12 protein-coding genes, 1 pseudogene and 1 riboswitch are annotated in these 19,616 nt (G+C 62.0%); of the genes and pseudogenes, 9 read left to right on the forward strand and 4 right to left on the reverse strand.

The features are described from left to right. Nucleotides 1-348: 348 nt before the first annotated feature. Both BLW24_RS04395 and BLW24_RS04400 read left to right on the forward strand, forming a co-directional pair. Complete coding sequence (locus BLW24_RS04395; protein WP_090377188.1) at nucleotides 349-1,836, forward strand: M4 family metallopeptidase; 1,488 nt, start codon at nucleotides 349-351, stop codon at nucleotides 1,834-1,836. Between the two features lie 154 nt (nucleotides 1,837-1,990). Beyond that, a complete protein-coding gene (locus tag BLW24_RS04400; protein WP_090377189.1) occupies nucleotides 1,991-2,284 on the forward strand; it encodes a hypothetical protein in 294 nt (97 codons plus the stop codon). A gap of 194 nt (nucleotides 2,285-2,478) precedes the next feature. On the opposite strand, the gene BLW24_RS04405 is transcribed toward BLW24_RS04400, so the two are convergent. Beyond that, nucleotides 2,479-7,401, reverse strand: coding sequence for an alpha-2-macroglobulin family protein (locus BLW24_RS04405; RefSeq protein WP_090377192.1), 4,923 nt, complete (start codon nucleotides 7,399-7,401; stop codon nucleotides 2,479-2,481). Between the two features lie 185 nt (nucleotides 7,402-7,586). Between BLW24_RS04405 and BLW24_RS04410 the strand changes: the two genes are divergently transcribed. The 5 genes and pseudogenes from BLW24_RS04410 to ispA all read left to right on the forward strand — a co-directional run bounded on the left by BLW24_RS04410 (nucleotide 7,587) and on the right by ispA (nucleotide 11,743). Continuing rightward, nucleotides 7,587-8,960 (forward strand): MATE family efflux transporter, encoded by a 1,374-nt coding sequence (locus tag BLW24_RS04410; protein ID WP_208600137.1) that lies wholly within the window; start codon nucleotides 7,587-7,589, stop codon nucleotides 8,958-8,960. After that, nucleotides 8,947-9,966 (forward strand): annotated as a pseudogene (locus tag BLW24_RS04415) (sensor domain-containing diguanylate cyclase). Before BLW24_RS04410 ends, BLW24_RS04415 begins: the two are co-directional and overlap by 14 nt. A gap of 27 nt (nucleotides 9,967-9,993) precedes the next feature. Then, entirely contained in the window at nucleotides 9,994-10,449 is a 456-nt protein-coding gene (locus BLW24_RS04420; protein ID WP_090377198.1) for a DUF2214 family protein, read from the forward strand. 164 nt (nucleotides 10,450-10,613) lie between these two features. Then, the gene (locus BLW24_RS04425; RefSeq protein WP_090377201.1) at nucleotides 10,614-10,859 is read left to right on the forward strand and encodes an exodeoxyribonuclease VII small subunit; all 246 of its coding nucleotides are present in this window, start codon (nucleotides 10,614-10,616) and stop codon (nucleotides 10,857-10,859) included. Further along, complete coding sequence (gene ispA, locus BLW24_RS04430; protein ID WP_090377204.1) at nucleotides 10,856-11,743, forward strand: (2E,6E)-farnesyl diphosphate synthase; 888 nt, start codon at nucleotides 10,856-10,858, stop codon at nucleotides 11,741-11,743. Before BLW24_RS04425 ends, ispA begins: the two co-directional genes overlap by 4 nt. Nucleotides 11,744-12,307: 564 nt before the next feature. Here ispA and BLW24_RS04440 read toward each other — a convergent pair. From BLW24_RS04440 to BLW24_RS04450, 3 genes are all read right to left on the reverse strand, one after another. Further along, nucleotides 12,308-12,568 (reverse strand): polysaccharide deacetylase family protein, encoded by a 261-nt coding sequence (locus tag BLW24_RS04440; RefSeq protein WP_090377208.1) that lies wholly within the window; start codon nucleotides 12,566-12,568, stop codon nucleotides 12,308-12,310. A gap of 10 nt (nucleotides 12,569-12,578) precedes the next feature. Continuing rightward, nucleotides 12,579-13,286, reverse strand: coding sequence for a polysaccharide deacetylase family protein (locus BLW24_RS04445; RefSeq protein ID WP_167360322.1), 708 nt, complete (start codon nucleotides 13,284-13,286; stop codon nucleotides 12,579-12,581). A 174-nt stretch (nucleotides 13,287-13,460) separates the two neighbouring features. Beyond that, nucleotides 13,461-15,104 (reverse strand): VWA domain-containing protein, encoded by a 1,644-nt coding sequence (locus tag BLW24_RS04450; protein ID WP_167360323.1) that lies wholly within the window; start codon nucleotides 15,102-15,104, stop codon nucleotides 13,461-13,463. 298 nt (nucleotides 15,105-15,402) lie between these two features. On the opposite strand from BLW24_RS04450, the gene dxs reads away from it, so the two are divergent. Together dxs and BLW24_RS04460 are read left to right on the forward strand one after the other, a co-directional pair. Then, a complete protein-coding gene (gene dxs / locus BLW24_RS04455) occupies nucleotides 15,403-17,298 on the forward strand; it encodes a 1-deoxy-D-xylulose-5-phosphate synthase (protein ID WP_090377217.1) in 1,896 nt (631 codons plus the stop codon). A gap of 66 nt (nucleotides 17,299-17,364) precedes the next feature. Further along, nucleotides 17,365-17,576, forward strand: a riboswitch (cobalamin riboswitch). Between the two features lie 100 nt (nucleotides 17,577-17,676). Continuing rightward, a complete protein-coding gene (locus BLW24_RS04460) occupies nucleotides 17,677-19,581 on the forward strand; it encodes a TonB-dependent receptor domain-containing protein (protein WP_090377220.1) in 1,905 nt (634 codons plus the stop codon). The last annotated feature ends 35 nt before the right edge of the window (nucleotides 19,582-19,616 follow it).

Raw genomic sequence — 19,616 nt, forward strand, 5'->3', positions numbered from 1 at the left:
AGCGCCTCTCTCAACACACATCCCTGAAGCGCCGCACTATACGCGGCAACGCCCAATATTTCTGGCCACCGCTGGCAACTCGCGACCTAACGCGCAGATGCACAACACCCGGGAAGAACAGGCCATATCCGCCAGAACATACGAGCAAAAGTACCGCGCTAGAGCTGTTTGCGCCCATTGTTATCTTTTTGCGTCATTTTTTGATATTCGTATTTTTGACGCCTATACCTTGGGTTCGCTGTTAACGCTTGGCTACCCGCCGCACCGAAAACAGTGAAAAGCCGTTATCGCCATAAGGCAACGGGCTATTCACGGAGCCATCCTCCGCTTCCCAATGGAGCTACATCAATGCATAGGAAGATCTTCCCGAAAACCTTGCTACTCGCCGCACTGGTTTCCCCCGCCGGCACCTTCGCCGCAGAACTGATTGATCTCTCAACCCTGCCAACCCGCCCCGGTATAGCCGGCGCCGGCGACATCCATGATGACCTTGGGCTGCAGCCGGATGAGCTGAACGCCACCCTGAGTGCACAGCTGCCTGGTGGTGCCCAGGTCGTGCGCTACCAGCAGTTCTATAAGGGCATCCGGGTGTGGGGCGAAGCCATCACCGAGTTTACCGACGGTAGCCAGCCCCTGCGCAGCGGCCGCCTGGTGAGTGACATCAGCAGCGACCTGGTACGCGATGCAACGCCAACGCTCAGCGCCAAACAAGCCCTGGAAATGGCCAAAAGCCTGAAAGCCAGCGGCCTGCCGAGCGAGAACGAACAGAGCGAACTGGTTGTGCGGCTCGATGCGCAGCAGCGCGCACAGCTGGCATACGTGGTGTCGTTCTTTGTCCCTGGGGCCAAACCCTCACGCCCGTTTTTTATGATCGAAGCCAACAGCGGCGAGCTGCTCGATCAATGGGAAGGCCTCAATCACGCGCAGGCAACCGGCCCAGGCGGTAACCTGAAAAGTGGCCGCTACTTGTATGGCACGGACTACGGACATCTGTCGGTCAACAACAAGTGCCAGATGAACAGCGGCAATGTCATCACCGTCAACCTCAACCACAGCCTGAACAACAGCAGCACCACGCCCTTCCAGTTCGCCTGTTCGTTCAACGACTTCAAGAGCATCAACGGCGCGTTCTCGCCGCTGAACGACGCGCACTATTTCGGCAACGTGGTGTTCCAGATGTATGGCAACTGGTTTGGCGGCCTGCGCCCGCTGCTCAACCGCAAGCTGTATATGAAAGTGCATTACGGCAACGGCTATGAAAATGCCTTCTGGGACGGTCAAGCGATGACCTTCGGCGATGGTCGCAATCGCTTCTACCCATTGGTATCGCTGGACGTTTCCGCCCACGAAGTCAGCCATGGCTTTACCGAGCTGCATTCGGGATTGGTCTACAGCAACCAGTCCGGCGGCATCAATGAGGCGTTCTCCGATATGGCTGGCGAAGCGGCCGAATACTTTATGAAAGGCAAGAATGACTGGAAGGTCGGCTACGACATCTTCAAAGGTGACGGCGCCTTGCGCTATATGGACCAACCCAGCCGTGATGGCCGCTCCATTGACCACGCCGACAAGTACCGTGCCGGTATGGATGTCCACCACTCAAGCGGGGTGTATAACCGCGCGTTCTACCTGCTCAGCCAGAAAATCGGCTGGAATACCCGCAAAGCGTTTGAAGTGTTTGTCGACGCCAACCGTTTCTATTGGACGGAAACCAGCGACTTCAACCGCGGCGCCTGCGGCGTGATCCAGTCGGCGCAGAACCGCAGCTATGGCTCTGCCGATGCCATTGCCGCCTTTGCTGCAGTGGGTGTCAGCTGTCCAACCCTGCTGAACTGAAACGGGCTACACCACAAGCCCCTGTCTCGCTGAGGCAGGGGCTTTTCTATGCCCGGCGCTGGCAGGTCATGCTCTGTAGCGCTGTCATTCCGCCCAATGACTGGCACACTGGCGCGCAGCAGCAATCAACGCAGAGTCGAGTGGAACGAGAACTATGGGTGTAGAAGGTTTTTTTGAATCCCTGGGCGAGGCGGTTGGCTCGGTGATCCGCTTTATCGTCGAAGGCTTGAGCGGCTTCTTCGGCATGCTCGGCGGCGCGGTCAGCAGCTTTATCACAGGCATGTCCAAGGCCTTGGGGGTGACGCCATCATTGCTCAGCATCGTGGTTCTGCTGGCCGGTCTGTGGCTGCTGTACCTGGCCGTACGCGCCTTTATCCGCCGCTCGATAATTGCCGGGGTGATCTGGCTGGTGCTCGGATTGTGGCTGCTGAGCGGTCTGATCAGCTAAGTCACTCAGGCGAAACAACAAGGCCCGCCAATTTGGCGGGCCTTGTGCGTTCTAAGAACCTGTTTCGGATCTCGCGAGCTAGAGCGAGACAAGGCAAAAATGGCCGAGGAAGCGGAGTTTACGTGCTGTAAATGAGCATTCCGAGGCCATTTTTAACGCAATATCGCCGACGCGCAGCAGATCCGAGACTGGTTCTAGCGCTCCTTAACTACCAGACGCCCTGGCGTGGTACCCAGGGCCTGCCAGTTCGGCCGGTACATCGACTCCACTTGCGGTGGCGGCACGCGGTAGCTGCCAGGGGTAACGGCGCGGGCCAGGTACAGCAGATGGGTGGTGTCGTAGCCGTTTACATCCAGCGCCGCGACGTAGCGATCCCCCCGGAACTCTTGATGCTTGAGCGCCGCATTCTGCATCGACTCACGCCACGCTTTCACTGCACTGCTGGCATCGTCCAGGCTGGCCGAACTTTTCGCCAGGTTCTGGTTTTCCAGCTCCAGGCCCGCCGGCAACAGGTCGACCACCAGGGCATCCGGTACGCGCTGCTTGGCGGATACGGCCAGGTGCACCAGCACCAGCTCGCCACTCTGCAGATTGCTCAGATCCAGCGGCTGGCCATCCATGCCCAGGTACTCGCGGTAGATGCTGAGATTCTCGCCACCGGCTGCAGGGGCCTGACGCGGGTACCCGGACAGCGTCAGCTGTTGATACAGCGGCGTGTCGCCCGGTTTGTCCGCCGAATTGCTGATGCTCAGCGGCGCCGCCAGATCACTGCCATCGAGCTTGAGGCCCGGCTGGGCATTGCTCAGTTCGAAGGCCAGGCTGCCGCTTTGCAGCGCGGCGCTCCAGCTCGGCTCTGGTTTGCTCAGCAGATTGCGCCCAGCCAGGTACAGCGAATTGCGTTCCTGGGTCGACAGCCACTGCTGCCCGGCCACTTCGTCAGCCAGGTTGAACAACCGCTCTTCACGGCGATTTTTCGCTAGGTCATGCTCTTCGAGCAGCGCCAGAATCAGCGCCTGATCGCGCAGCGGGCTGCCGTAGTCGGCCAGCCAGTTATTGCTCTCACGACCACGGGCCAGGCCGGCGCTCAGCAGTTCATCGGCACGCGGCTGATCGCCCATTTTCTGCAGCGCCACGGCCAGGTGCACCAGCGGCAAGCCGGACAGTGCATCGCTGCGCCGTTCATACAGGCTACGCAAGGCACCCAGCGGCGCCTGTTGGCTGCGTGCCAGCACGTAACCGGCGTAGGCCTGCACGGCAAAGCGGCTGTGGTTGGCGTTGTCGCTGTAGTTGACCTCGATCAGGTGACGCTCCTGCAGGTAGCGCAGCAGGCGTTCGTTGGCTTTTTTCAGCGCCTCTTCCGGCACGCCGAAGCCCTGCTCGCGGGCACGCAGGAGGAAGTCGCTGACGTAGGCAGTCAGCCAGTATTCCTCATCACTGTCCGCGCCCCACAGACCGAAACTGCCGTTGTAGCGCTGCATGCTCAGCAGGCGCTCGATGCCCAGTTCGATGGAGCGCTTGCGTTGCTCATCCGGCTCAGCTTCCACGCCCAGGCGCTTGAGCGTGGCCGCATCGGCGTACAGCGACGGATACAGACCACTGGTGGTCTGCTCCAGACAGCCGTACGGATAGGCCTTGAGTGCGCGAATCTGCTCGCCAAGATTCAGCGGCGGCCTGCTGGAAATCGCCAACTGTGCTTCCAGACCGGCAGCCTCGAAACGGCTCAGGGCATCAGCCGGCAGCAGCCAGCTGTCACCTTTTAGCACCGCACGGAAATGCTGCAGCTGCGCCGGGTAGGCCGGGCGAATGCCCAGGGTCCACTCTCGGCTGAACGGCGGCAGATCCTCACCGGGCAGGGCCAGGCCGTTGACACTAACCTTGACACGCCCTTGGCCGTAACCGCCCAAGGCGGTGACCGGAATGCGCAGGATGGTGCGCTGACCATCGGCCAGGGTGATTGGCGCTACCGCTGCACCGGGGTTCTGCGCCAGACGCAGCTGGCCTTCGGCACTCATTTGCACATCGAGTTTCTGTTCACGCCCGGACAGGTTGCTCAGGTCCAGGGCCAGGGTGGTTTCATCGCCCCCGGCGAGGAAGCGTGGCGCGGATAGCTCGGCAATCAGCGGCGCAGCGACCACCGTCTTGCCTTCGCCCATGCCGTAATGCTCATCGGTCCAGGCTTGCGCCATCAGCCGTAGTTCGCCGTTGAAGTCGGGGATAGCCAGGCTGACTTCGCCTTCACCCTGCTCATTCAGCTTCAGCGGCTCACTCTGCAGGGCGACGATCAGCACGCTGGTATCCGGCCGCTTGCCGCCACCGGCCAGCGCCGCGTCACCACCGAAGGCCAGTTTGGCCACCCGACCTTGCCCTGCCTCGATCAGTTGCCCGTAGATATCCAGCTGATCCGCGCCGTAGGCCTTACGGCCAAAGAAGTTGGCGAATGGATCGGGCGTGGCGTACTCGGTGATATTGAGAATGCCGACATCCACGGCGGCCACCAGCACCTGCGCCTGTTTCGGGATGCTGCCGTCGGCGTTGCGCGCCTGCACCTTGACCTTCAGAGGCTGATTGGGGCGCATCTTTTCCGCAACGGTGAGGGTCAGCGCCAGTTTGCGCGGCGCACGTTCCAGCGGCAGGTGCAGCAGGCCGACCGCACGTTTTGGCGTGGCATTGCTCTTGCGCTCGCCGGGACGGATCACCAGGGCGCTGACATACAGGTCATGGCGTGCCCAGTCCTTGGCAATCGGGATATCGAAGCTCTTGCCCTCGGCCGGCACTTCGATTTCCTGCCACCACAGCGGTCCTTCGCTGGATTCCACCATCAGGTAGCCCTTGCCCGCAGCAGGCGGGGTGACGGTGACCTGGGCGGTGTCGCCATCGACGTAAGCCGGTTTATCCAGCGCCAGTTTGACCTGATCCGGGCGCACGGCGCCGCCGTCGGCGTTGTCCTGCCAGCGGTAGCCGGCCCAGAAGCGCATGCTGCTGAGCAGGCCGGTCTGGCCGTCGATTACCTCGATGCGATACGGGCCCCACTCCACCGGGAAACTGATCTTGGCAGTACCGCCGGCAGCGACCTTGAGGTTTTCTTCGTTAAGGGTGAGGAATTTCTCGGTGTAGTTATGGCTCCAGCCATCGCTCTCGGAGAAGTTCCAGAAATAGTCGCGGCGCTCACGGATCAGGCGCACGCTGAGCTGATCGGCTGCCAGCTTGTTGCCCTCGGCATCGGCCACCAGCACTTCGAACTCGGCCAGGCTGTCGGCGTCCACTTCTTCGCCGTCAAACAGCCCGCGCACACCTGGCAGACGCTCGGCCGGCCACACCGGCTGAACAACCCGCCGGGTAATCGCCCGACCACCGGACTCCTGCAGGCTGGCTTGCAGAATCAGACGCAGCGGCGATTTGGCATCGGCCCAGCGGCTCTCGATATCCAGGCTGGCCTTGCCCTGCTCGTCCAGGCTGGTTTCATCCAGCTCGATGTCCTCGCTCAGCTCTTCTTCGGTAACCGAACCGAACTGATAGCCCGGCAGGCTGGCCACCGCCTCACGCAGCGGACGGACATAGAGTTGCCCGCTGAGGCGATTGCCGGCTGCCGGGGCGCCATACAGATAGCGTCCGGTGACCTCGAACTGGGCGTTCTCCGCAGGTGTATAGGGCTCTTCACTGCCCTTGAGTTCCAGCGCCATACGTTCCGGCAGGAAGTCTTCCACAGAGAACTCATACAGCTGCTGGCGACCATCGCCGAGGTCGAACAGCAGCTGCCAGCGCCCGGTCGGCGCTTCATCGGCCAGTTGCAGCTGGTACTGATACAAACCGGCGTCATCGGCCTGCCAGACGAACTTGCGGCTGACCTGCTCATCCGGACGGCGCACTTCGACATTTACCGGCTGGGCTTTTACCGCGCGGCCATCGGCATCGCGCAGCAGGCCGTTGAGCAGCACGGTCTCGCCCGGGCGATAAAGATCACGCGGGCCAAATACGAAGAACTGCAACGGGTGGGCGACAGGCCCGGCAATGTCGAATTCAGCCAGGTCCAGCGCCGCGGTGTTCAGGCGCAGCAGGCTGGTCTGTTCACCCTGGTGGGCCAGCAGCACTTCGGCCTTGGGCGGCAGCGGCAGTTCACCATGGCCGGCACCATCGGTTTTGCCTTCGGCCAGCACCTGGCCTTCTGCGTTGAGGATTTCCAGGCGCACATCACCCAGCGCTGCCCCCCCGGCCAGGGCCTGGGTGAACACATCGATACGGTTCTGATAACGCCGTACGGACAGACCTATATCACTCAGGGTGAACAGCGTGGCCGGCTGCGAATAGTTGTAGCTGCCGGCTTCACGCATCACCGCCAGGTACACGCCGGGCTGCTTGAACGGCTCCAGGCCAGCAATTGGCAGCAGCAGGGTTTCGCGGGTATTGCGCGCCGGGTTCAGGTCAAAGCGGCCGCCATAGACCAGGTCCGCCATCGGCAGCAGACTGCGGGCTTCCCAGTTATCCAGATTGCTCGAGCGGCCCCAGCGGTTAAGGAAGGCCGGTAGCGACTCGGGCTTGATGCGGAAGAACTCGACATTGATCTTGTCCACGTTCAGCGCGATTACCGGCAGGCCTTCGGCGAGGCGCGTGGGCAGCAAGGAGCCACGGCTGGCGAAGCCGACGCTGGCTTGCAGGTCGCGGGTTTCCAGGCGGGTAACCTGCTCGGCGGCGAGGCTTTTGCCATTCAGCCCGAGCAACCCGGAATCCACCGTCAGCACCAGCTTGCGCTGCGGCTCCAGATGGCGCAGGCGCACCTCCATCAGGTTGTCGCTCAGTTCCCAGGCACCGTCGACCTTGCCGCTTTTGCTATCGACCAGGTGCATGCGCTCGGCGAGCTTCTGCTCGGGATCAAGCGGCACCGAGAAGCTGATCGACAGCGTGCTGGCGCCTTCGAGCTGCACTTCCGAGACATCCACCACCGTCAGTTCGCGGCCGGCGTATCGCTCGGCCAGCGCCTTGCGGTCAACCGTCGGTTTGGCCGTCTCGCTGCTGACAGGGGTGGCTTGGGTCGCCGTTACTTCGGCGGGCCCAGAGGTGGATGAATCACAGGCGCTGAGCAGGCTCAGGACAAGTGCCAGAAGCAGTCCATTCTTCGGCATTGCGGGCTCCAACAAGGGTAGGTGCTGAGGCCTGACACTATAGTCGAGGCGCTAACCGACCACTAAGTGTGCAGCTGCAAAATTGCTGGGCAGCGCACGCCAGTCGATCAGTGTTTAATAACCCGCCTGTGACATGCGCCCGCGCATTTCGTTGCAACCATCGCCAATCAAGTTTGAGAGCACACTTGTTAAACGCCATACGCGATGCCTGGCAGCACACGCCTACCCATAAACGGGTGTGGGCACTGGCTGCGCCAATGATCCTCTGCAACCTTTCGGTGCCGCTGGTGGCGCTGGTCGACAGTGCGGTGATCGGCCATCTACCGCACGCCCACCAATTGGCCGCCGTGGCCGTAGGCGGCAGCCTGTACACCCTGCTGACCTGGGCAGTGGGATTTCTGCGCATGGGCACCACCGGTTTCAGCGCCCAGGCGGCGGGCCGCGCTGATGGCGGCGCGCTACGTCAGGTGCTGCTGCAGGGCTTGCTGCTCGGCGTGCTGCTGGCGTTCGTTTTGATCAGCCTGGCCATCCCCTTGAGCAGCGCCGCATTAGCGTTGATGCAGCCCTCGGCGCAACTCGATGAGATGGCGCGTAGCTATCTGTATATCCGCCTGCTCGGGCTACCCGCAGCGCTGGCCACCTATGCCCTGGTTGGCTGGCTGCTGGGTACGCAGAACGCGCGCGGGCCGCTGGCCATTCTGCTGACCACCAATCTGCTGAATGTTGCCCTCGATCTGCTGTTTGTCCTCGGCCTGCACTGGGGCGTGGCCGGCGCGGCCTGGGCCTCGGTGATTGCCGAATGGAGCGGTGCGCTGCTCGGTCTGTACCTGGCCCGCCGCGCCTTGCGTGCCTATGCCGGCACGCTGGACTGGGCAGCGCTAAGCCGCTGGCTGAACTGGCGACCGCTACTGGCGGTAAACCGCGACATCTTTATTCGCACCCTGGCACTGCAGGCGGTGTTCTTTCTGATCACCGTACAAGGCACCCGCCTGGGCGATGCCACCGTGGCAGCCAACGCCCTGCTGCTCAACGGCCTGCTCCTCGCCGCCCATGCCCTCGATGGCCTGGCCCACGCACTGGAGGCGCTATGCGGACATGCCTTGGGCGCCCGTGATCGCAGCGCGCTGCGCCGCACGCTGATTGTCGCCGGCGGCTGGTCGCTGTTCGCCAGCCTGGGTTTTGCGCTGTTCTTTCTACTCGGCGGGCACTGGTTTATCAGTCTGCAGACCAATATCGCGGCGGTGCGCGAAACCGCATTCGTCTACCTACCGTACCTCGCCCTGCTGCCGCTGATCGCAGTCTGGAGCTACCTGCTCGACGGTCTGTTTATCGGTGCCACCCGCGCCCGCGAGATGCGCGATGCCATGCTGCTGGCCCTGCTGCTCAGTCTGCCGCTGGCCTGGGCCCTGCAGCCACTGGGCAATCAGGGCTTGTGGCTGGCCTTCCTGAGCTTTATGGGACTGCGCAGCCTGTGCCTGGGTGGCTATGCTTACCGCCTGACCCGTGCCGACCACTGGTTCGCCCCTAGCCAATCAGGAGCCCCTTATGCTCAGCCCTGAAATGCCCTGCGATGAAGTCTTGCGCCAGCAGATCCTCGATGACAACGAGTTGATCGATACCCCTGCCGACCCCTATCTGGATACCCTGGTGCGGGTGGTGCGCGAAGTCTTCGCGGTAAAAACCGTGCTGATCAGCCTGATCGACCATGACCGCCAGTGGTTCAAATCGCGCATCGGCCTGGAGATCAGCGAAACTCCACGGACCATCTCCTTCTGCGCCCACGCGATTCTCGGCACCCAGCCACTGATCGTCGAAGACACCCATAACGATCTGCGTTTTCACGACAACCCGGTGGTGATCAACAATCCGCAGATCCGTTTCTATGCCGGGCAACCGCTGTTTTCCCAGGAAGGCCAGCCGCTGGGCACCCTGTGCCTGATCGACCCGGCCCCACGGCAGCTGACGGGCAAGCAGGTGCGCCTGTTTATCGACATGGCGACCCTTGGTCGAGGGCTACCTGAAGCTGCGCCACGTCAGCGAGCAGACCGCGCAGCTGCGCGCGGCGCTGAGCCGTGAACAGCGCAAGACCATGCTCGACCCGCTGACCCAGCTATGGAACCGCGCCGGCCTCAACCACTTTCTGCCCAGGCAGCAGGCACAGGCCGACGACCTGGGCTTGCAGCTCGGCGTGCTGTTCTGCGACCTGGATTACTTCAAGAAGGTCAACGACAACCACGGCCACGCCGCTGGCGATCAGGTGCTGTGGGAAACCGCCCGGCGCATCAGCGCCGCCGTACGCCCGCAGGATGTAGTGACGCGCAGCGGCGGCGAGGAGTTCGTGGTGCTGCTGCAGGTGCACGACCAGCATGAATTGCTGCTGATCGCCGAGCGCATTCGCAGCGCCCTGAACAAGGAGCCGATGAGCATCGACGAGCTGCAGCTCAACCTGACCATCAGCATCGGCGCAGCCCCCAGGAACCACCACCCGCCACCATGAACCGCGCCGACCAGGCGCTGCATCAGGCCAAGGGCAATGGCCGCAACCGAGTCGAACTCGCCAACTGACCCTCCACACCAGACAAGGGAAACCCTATGGGCCAAGCGCTTGCTGCCTACCTGCATTACCTGTCGATCTTCCTGCTGTTCGCCCTGCTCAGCATCGAGCATGTGCAATTCAAACTGCCGCTGGACCTGCGCCGCGCGCGCAGCCTGATCATCACCGACATCGCCTACGGCATCAGCGCAGGCCTGGTGCTGTTCACCGGTCTGGCGCGGGTGCTCTGGTACGGCAAGGGCCTGGACTACTACCTGGGCAACAGCCTGTTTCACGCCAAAGTCGGCCTGTTTATCCTGGTCGGGCTGATCTCCGTGGTGCCGACCTTCGTCTTCCTCAACTGGCGCAACAGCCTCAAGGCTGGCGAAGTGCCGCAGGTCAGCCCCGCCAAGGCGCGGATGGTGATCATGGTGATTCGCCTGGAACTGTTGCTGCTACTGGCCATCCCATTACTGGCGGTGCTGATGGCACGCGGTTATGGCGTGATCGGCTGACGCCTGAACAGACCAGCAAGCCTGTGGGAGGCGCTTTAGCGGCGAACGGATGTCGCGGCTAAAGCCTCACAAGCCCAGAAAGCGCCTGCTGATTTGCCCGCACGGCATGGCTCTGCTAGTGTCGCGCCGGTTCCGATTCCCCGATCTACCCCGAGATATCCGCCATGGCCGCCCGCAAAAAAGCCACGCTCGACTTCGAGCGATCCCTGACCGATCTGCAGAACCTGGTCGAGCGTCTGGAAAACGGCGAGCTGTCGCTGGAAGACTCGCTGACCGCCTTCGAACAGGGCGTGCGCCTGACCCGCGATTGCCAGACTGCCCTGGCTCAGGCCGAACAGAAAGTGCAGATCCTCATGGAGCGCGACGGCGAGCTGGAGGAAGCTCCCTTCGACGCGGACCAGCAGGCATGATTGCGGCCTACCAGAGCAGCTGCCAACGCCGCGTCGATGCCGCCCTGGAAAACCTCCTGAGCAGCCCACGTCCGGAACTGGAACGTCTTTACGCCGCCATGCGCTACAGCCTGTTCAATGGCGGCAAACGGGTGCGCCCGCTGCTCGCCTACGCAGCCTGCGAAGCCCTCGGAGGCGAACCTGAGCGGGCCAACGCGGCGGCCTGCGCAGTGGAGCTGATCCACGCCTATTCCCTGGCGCATGATGACCTGCCGGCAATGGACGATGACGACCTGCGCCGCGGCCAGCCGACTACCCACATAGCCTTCGATGAAGCCTGTGCGATTCTCGCCGGTGACGGCCTGCAGAGCCTGGCGTTTGAAGTGCTCAGCGATGCCACACACAACCCGCATGACGCCGAGTTGCGTCTGGCCATGCTCAGCACCCTGGCGCGCGCTGCTGGCCCGGCCGGCATGGTCGGCGGACAGGCCATCGACCTCGGCTCCGTCGGTCAGACTCTCGACCAGAACGCCTTGGAAATCATGCATCGACACAAGACCGGCGCATTGATCGAAGCCAGTGTGCAGCTCGGCGCATTGGCCAGTGGCAAGGCCGATGACCACGCACTAAAAGCCCTGCACACCTATGCGCGGGCTGTCGGCCTGGCGTTCCAGGTACAAGACGACATCCTCGACGTGGAAAGCGACACCACCACACTGGGCAAGACCCAGGGCAAGGACCAGGCCAACGACAAACCCACCTACCCTGCCCTGCTCGGCCTCGACGCCGCCAAGACCTACGCCCTGGAGCTACGCGACCAGGCCCTGCACGCCCTGCGCCCATTCGACCAGGCCGCCGAGCCGCTGCGTGATCTGGCGCGCTATATCGTCGAACGGCGCAGCTAGCCCAGCAGCGCCATCAATACCTGCCCGCTCAGCCCATGAAGATTGCTTCACCCGACAGCCAAGCACCCTAAGATGAGCGCTTCGCAATTTCGGAGCCGCGCCCCATGCACCTCGGCCATCGCCTGCTCGTCGTGGCATCGAGCTCAGCCTCACAGCGCAGGCCCCGAGCACGGCAAGCCGGTGTGGCTGCTGCAAGGTCTTCCCGAATGCTGGTACGCTGACATCCGCAGCTCGAGGTGGCGGCGGCCGGTCATGACGGCCTAGAACCTGGCGCGACTGAAGCCGCAGCGGGTTAAGGCGCTCGGTGCCCTTCGACGGCCTACCGAAACGTCCGGCCATCGAGATTATGCGCAAGGCCTACGCCGGCCGCGTCCACTACATCCTGTATTTCTGGCAGCCGGGCGGCCTAGGCAGGGCTGGACGAAGACATTGGCCGCAGCCTGCACCTGGAGCGCCACGACCTGCCCGGTTCCGGCCACTGGTTGCAGACCGAATGCGGCGTACAGGTCAGCGAACTACTGCTGGGGTTTCTAAGCCGGCATTACTCCGCCAACTGAATACCACTCAGCGAAGGCCTGCAGCCCCGAGCAAGGCATGACAGTCCTCCAACATCACCCCACTACTGCGCATGAACTGATGCAACTCAGGCAAAATCTGGCGAGCCTTGGGGTGGATGTCGTGGAACAACACGATGCCCTTGCGCCACAACAGCATCAGCGTCATCAGGCGATCCTGCATCGCCGCGGGCTGCATCTTGGCGTTCCAGTCCTGAGAGTCGATGTTCCACAATACGACACGCCCGTCATGGCTCTTGAGGTAAGCCACCAACTCCGGGTTACGCTGGCCATAGGGGGGGGGGGGGGGGGGGGGGGGGGCGAAACCACAGCCCCAGCTCAGGGGCATCAGGCTGAACCTGGACGATCAAATCTCGGGTTCGCTCCAGCGAGTCCTGCCACTGCGCGAGCTTCTGATGCGCCACATGGCGATAGCCGTGCGACGCCAGGCATTGCCCCGCGTACAGCGGGGTCAGGTTCTGCAACGGTTGCTCTGCTGCGCGGCGCTGCAGATTTTCCCCAAGCACAAAGAAGAAAGCACCGATACCCTCAGTCTGTAGCCATTGCTGTAAGTGCTCGGTCTCCTGATTGGCCGATGGGCCGTCGTCGAAGCTCAGGATGAACTGACGATCCGCCAGTTCATTGCCTGTCAGCTCACGCTCGTCCAGCCGGTCGATCTCGCTGGTAATCGCTGGAAACAATGCGGCCAGGCGCACCTGCTCATAGAGGTAGGTGGCATGGAAGCGCTCCGCTGCAACCTGCCAACGTACATCGCCAGGCGTCGAGACGGGCTGGGCAGCCGCTGCAAGCAATGCGGCCCAGTCATCGGCCGTGGCACCCGCCGCACGATAATTTTCCAGCAAACGCTGGCGACTCTGCTCGAGCCAGCGCTGTACAGAACCCACGTTGGGATTCTTCACGCCGGTAAAGCTGATCAGTGCATCGCGGCCATCCAGCGGATGTGCGCTGCATAACCCGCACGAAGACAAGGATTTCCTGACGCGATGCAGCATCAAAACGCGCCGCGCTGTCGATGGCTTCGGGCCACAGACTGCGGTCGTAGCTTGCCACTCGCTCAGGCCCGGCCGCCCAGGCACCGAGCGAAAGGCTCAGGTACAACAACCCGAGCCCTCGGCCGAGGGTCTTGATCGAAGCCCCCATGATCAACGCCCCAAGCGTTCACGCATGCGAGTGATGGCCGTATCGTAAACCTTGTTCTCCTTGTTGCTCTTGGCCCAGATGAAGTTCTGCAAGGCCTGCTCGTATTGATGCTGCGCTTCGAAGATACGGGCGATGTTGTAGTAGGAGCTGGCCAGAACGGTAGAACGCGAGCTGCCACGGGCAAAGGCGATGGCCTGACGGTTGGCCCATATCGCATCTGCCAGCTTGTTCTGACGCTGGAAGGCCAGTCCCAGATTGCTATATGCCTGGGCATAGGTGGGGTCGTTCTTCAAAGCCTCGCGGTAGTAGAACACCGCATCGTCGTATTTCTTCTCGTGATAGAGCTTTTCGCCCTGACGGTTCTGCTCCAGCGCCAGCTTTGCCGTCCGAAGGATGTCATGCGCCCTGGCGATGGGCGCGATCAGCTTGTCGCCACTGAACAGTTCAATTTCAGCCAAGCCATTCTCACCCGCATCTGCCGCCTCCAGTACCACCTTGAAGCGCGAAACCTCGATAGCCTCAGGCAACGTGAAGACCTGCCGAGACTTGCCCACTTCGAGGACATAGAAACGCTTGGCATCGTCATTGATCAACACGCCGACCTTCTGCACCGAACTGCCTTGCGGAAGGCTCAGGGCGAACCTGTCGATCTTCACCGGAACGCTGAAGTTGAGTGCCGCCCACTCGCCAACACCACTGCCGGTGATGCCTTCGGCCCAGGAGCTGGCAGAATTGCCATCGACCAGATTGTGCGGTGCGAAGCGGCTATCGATGCCACGTCCGGCATCGGCACGCGAAGACGCCGTGACCCAGCTAGGCGCCTGATACTGCGACACGCCACGCCCTTCTGCCGCCCCCTTGACCTCGACGTCCAAGGCACGCCAGGTGTTGTCGAAGTCCGGGCGGCTGGAGCGTAGGGTCAAGCGATAGTTGCTTGCGGAACCGCCGGCGATCTGCTCGATGACGCGCTTGAATTGCCCGGAATCCTTGTCGTAAAAGCTGCCAGCACGGCTATCGGCCAACCAGCGGTATTCGTCCAGATTGGGGCCGACCACATTGAGTACCGCATCCAGTTTGTCCAGATCGGCCAGAACATCATTAGCGGTGCGAGCCGTCACATTGTCAGCACTGTGAAAAGGCGCATCGGTAATCAGGATGAATACCTTGCGCCGCTCAGGATCATGGCTGAATTCGGTAGCGGCATAGTGCAGCGCATCCAGTGCGTTCTCTGGCTCGTCCCCACCGCCATCTGCACTCAGTGCGGTAACCGAGCGCTTGAAGTCGTCCGCAGATGTCGTGAAGTCCACCTTGCTGTTCAGCTCGTCACCAAACGAGACCAGCGCGAAACGATAGTCGAAACCGGACGCCTGCACGATATTGGCGAACTCCAGAGTACGCTGGATCAGCCCATCGATCTCCTCGGCCATACTGCCGGTGTCATCGAAGACGAAGACGAAGACGAAATCAACACCGCGAGTATCGGCCGAGATGGGCGCCACACTCTCCACACTCAGGACATCGCTCGGTTTGAGGTCTTCCATCACCACAAAATCTGCCGGGAGCAGGCCACTGATCGGCGCGCCGCTCTTGGCATCTCGTACGTTGACGTCGACGCTGATCAGCGGAAAGCGACTGGATAAGAACATCGGCCTTGTTAGCCGCCTGAATGCTACCGGCGAGCAGGCAGAGGGAAAATGCAGAAAGCACAGCGCAACGCTGAAACATGACGGCTCCTTGTCGAGATTATTCCTTGCCCCTGAAGCGGGGTGGTGCGCGATTCTTGATGCAAGCCCCAGGCGTTGGCAACAAACGCCTGAAAGACAAAGGCAGCAACGCGAGAAAACTGCAAAGCGCATCACAACTGCATCGGATTACTGCGCATTGGGCTGTTTTCCTAGCATCAGGTAAACTGCCGCATCTTTTACACCTATAACGATCTGCCTGATGCCGACGACCTTCCACGAGATTCCCCGTGAGCGCCCGCTGACGCCCCTTCTAGACCGCGCCAATACGCCGGACGAGCTACGCCGCCTGGGCGAAGCCGAGCTGGAAACTCTGGCCGACGAGCTGCGTCAGTACCTGTTGTATACGGTCGGGCAGACGGGCGGGCATTTCGGCGCGGGCCTCGGGGTGATCGAGCTGACCGTGGCCCTGCATTACGTCTTCGACACCCCGGATGATCGCCTGGTGTGGGATGTCGGCCATCAGGCCTATCCGCACAAGACCCTCACTGGCCGCCGCGAACAGATGGGCAGCCTACGGCAGAAGGACGGTATCGCCGCCTTCCCGCGCCGCTCGGAAAGCGAGTACGACACCTTTGGCGTTGGCCACTCCAGCACCAGCATCAGCGCCGCCCTCGGCATGGCCATCGCTGCGCGCATTCAAGGCAGCAAACGCAAGAGCGTCGCGGTGATTGGCGACGGCGCACTGACCGCCGGCATGGCCTTCGAGGCGCTGAACCACGCCAGCGACGTCAACGCCAATATGCTGGTGATCCTCAACGACAACGATATGTCGATCTCCAAGAACGTTGGCGGTCTGTCCAACTACCTGGCCAAGATCCTCTCCAGCCGCACCTACGCCAGCATGCGCGAGGGCAGCAAGAAGATCCTCTCGCGCCTGCCAGGCGCCTGGGAGATCGCGCGCAAGACCGAAGAACACGCCAAGGGCATGCTGGTGCCCGGCACCCTGTTCGAGGAGCTGGGTTGGAACTATATCGGCCCGATCGACGGCCATGATCTGCCGACCCTGCTCGCCACCCTGCGCAATATGCGCGACCTCGATGGCCCGCAGTTTCTCCATGTGGTGACCAAGAAGGGCAAGGGCTTCGCCCCGGCCGAAGCCGACCCGATCGGCTACCACGCGATTACCAAGCTGGAGCCGATCAACGCGCCGGCCACTCCCAAGCAAGCCAGCGGGCCGAAATACTCCAGCGTATTCGGCCAGTGGCTGTGCGATATGGCCGCGACAGACCCGCGTCTGGTCGGCATCACCCCGGCGATGAAGGAAGGCTCCGATCTGGTGGCGTTCAGCGAACGCTATCCCGAGCGCTATTTCGATGTGGCCATCGCCGAACAGCACGCGGTGACCCTGGCCGCCGGCATGGCCTGCGATGGCGCCAAGCCGGTGGTGGCGATCTATTCCACCTTCCTCCAGCGCGCCTATGACCAGCTGATTCACGACGTGGCCGTGCAGCACCTCGACGTGCTGTTCGCCATCGACCGCGCCGGCCTGGTCGGCGAAGACGGTCCGACCCACGCCGGCAGCTTCGATATTTCCTACCTGCGCTGCATCCCCGGCATGCTGGTGATGACCCCGAGCGATGAAAACGAACTGCGCCGCATGCTGACCACCGGCCACCTGCTCAACGGCCCGGCCGCCGTGCGCTACCCACGCGGCAGCGGCCCGAATGCCACCATCGAGCCAGGTCTGGAGCCACTGGAAATCGGCAAGGGCGTCGTTCGTCGCCAAGGCAGCAAAGCAGCCTTGCTGGTATTCGGCGTACAACTGAGTGAGGCGCTCAAGGTGGGCGATGCACTCGACGCCACCGTGGTCGACATGCGCTTTGTCAAACCGCTGGATGAGGCCCTGGTACGCCAGCTGGCAGCCAGCCACGAACTGCTGGTGACCATCGAAGAAAACAGCGTGATGGGCGGTGCTGGCAGCGCAGTCAGCGAGTTCCTCGCCCACGCGAACATCCTCAAGCCAGTGCTGCACCTGGGCCTGCCCGACTACTACGTCGAGCACGCCAAACCGGCGCAGATGCTTGCCGAATGCGGGTTGGATGCCACCGGTATCGAAGCCGCCATCCGAGCGCGCCTCGCCAGCTTTTCTGCATGAGCACCGCTCATCCAGAGCTGAGCCAGGCTTGCTTGTAATTCATCCACCCGCGCATTAAGGTGCGCGGCGTTTTACTTCCGTCAAGGTGCGCCCTTCCACAGTGAAGCGGCGTTAAACGGGAAGCCGGTGCGTTCTGACGAACCATCCCGGCGCAGCCCCCGCAACGGTAATCGACCGCAGAGCCGTTCTGCACGTCACCTCAACGCCACTGGGTCATCCGGGAAGGCGAGGCGGCGCACGTCGAGAGCCCGGAGACCGGCCTTGCAGGATGTGACTGGTGTTGCGGAGGGCATCACCGTCAAGCTCAGGCTGCGCCCGCGCGCCCGTTCTTGCCCCTGCCCTTCTCAAAAGTCGTTCGACCTTTTGAGGATTCTCTACGTGAAATTGTCCCGTCTTGCCCTGGCTGTGGCGCTGCTGCCGCTGGCTGCTCATGCCGAATCAACCGATAACCATCAGGACGCGCTGAAATTACCAGCACTGGTGATCACCTCCGGTCGCCAAGTCGAAACCCGCCAACAGGCTACTGCTGCCACCTCGGTCTTCACTCGCCAGGACATCGAACGCCTGCAAGTAAGTAGCGTGCCCGAACTGCTAAATCGTGCACCCGGCATTTCTATCGTGCAGAACGGTGGTCGCGGCAGCCTGACCAGCGTATTTATCCGCGGTGCCAATGCCAACCAGACGCTGGTACTCGTCGATGGTGTACGCCTCAACGCGGCAGCCAGCGGTCTAGCCCGCCTGGAGTTTATAAGCCCCGAGCAGATAGAGCGGGTTGAGGTGGTGCGTGGGCCGCGCTCGGCGCTTTATGGCGCCGACGCCATCGGCGGGGTCATCCAGATTTTCACGCGCCGTGGCGAAACTGGCCTGCAGCCGCGCCTACGCCTGTCTGCAGGCACTCAGCAGACCTTCGAGCGCAGCCTTGGCCTTTCCGGTGGCAACGAACAGACTCGCTTCGACCTGGGTGCCAGCCTCGACGAAAGCGCAGGCTTTGACCGCTCCAATGACTCCCGAGGGCGCGATGGTGACCACGATGGCGTACGCCGCAAAGCCCTAAACCTGAGCCTGGAGCATCGCTTTCATGAGCGCCTGACGGGCGGTTTCAATTTGCTCGATCAGCGCGGCGAAACCGAATACGACGACCTGTTCAGCTTCGATCCGGGTAACCCCAGCGAACGCTTCAGCCTATCCAGCGTCGCGGGGCACTTGGAAGCTCAGCTTCTGGACACATGGAGCAGTCGCGTGGAAATTGGCCATATCGAGGACAAGAGCGACAACCGTGATGACTTCAATGCATCGAACAATTTTGCCTTCAACACCTACCGCGACTCCGCCAGTTGGCTGAACACCCTGACCCTGGGCGAGGCGCATCAGCTGCTGCTAGGCGCGGACTGGTATGAAGACCGCCTAACCAGCAGCACCGCTTTCAGCGAAAATGAACGCTGGAACCAGGCAGCTTTCGCCCAGCATCGTTTCCAGGGTGATGGATTCGCCACCGAATTGGGCCTTCGTCATGACGACAACGAACAATTCGGCAGCGAAAGTACGCTAAACGCGGCGCTGACCCTCAACCTCAGCCAACAACTGGATCTTTTGCTCAGTTATGGTGAAGGCTTCCACGCACCGACTTTCAACGATCTGTACTTCCCAACGTCAGCGTTTTACGGCGGCAACCCGGACCTCGCACCTGAGCACTCGAAAACCTATGAAGTGCAATTACGCGGCGAGCATCTGAATACCCTCTGGAGCCTTGCCGCCAACCGCACCGAAGTAAAAGACCTGATTACCGTGGTAAGTGACCCAGTGACGTTCTTCAGCCAGCCACAGAACGTCAGTCAAGCACGCCTTCAAGGCCTGGAGCTTAGCCTTGAGCGAAACCTGCTGGGCTGGCAGGCCGTATTGTCCGCCGGCTGGGTCGATCCGCGTGACCGTGAAAGTGGGCATACCTTACCGAGACGCGCCAAGCGCAGCCTCAACCTGGATCTTGACCGTCAGTTCGGCGATTTTGGCGCAGGCCTGACCTGGCAAGCGGTATCCAGCCGCTACGACGACGCTGCGAACACACGCGAAATTGCTGGTTATGGCCTGCTCGGCCTACGCGGCAGCTGGAAAATGAGTAAAGAACTGCAATGGCAGGTGAAAGTCGACAACCTGCTAGGCAAGGCTTACAGCCAGGCCACCTACAGCCGCCCGGACGATGCGTTCTTCAACAGCGTGACGCGTTATGGCTTTCGAGAGGAAGGTCGCAGCGGGATGCTATCGCTGACCTGGACACCCGACCTTTAAGAGGTGGGCGTATGCAGCCGCTCGGCTGCATACGA

Source organism: Pseudomonas anguilliseptica, assembly GCF_900105355.1.
In the GTDB taxonomy this organism is placed as follows: domain Bacteria; phylum Pseudomonadota; class Gammaproteobacteria; order Pseudomonadales; family Pseudomonadaceae; genus Aquipseudomonas; species Aquipseudomonas anguilliseptica.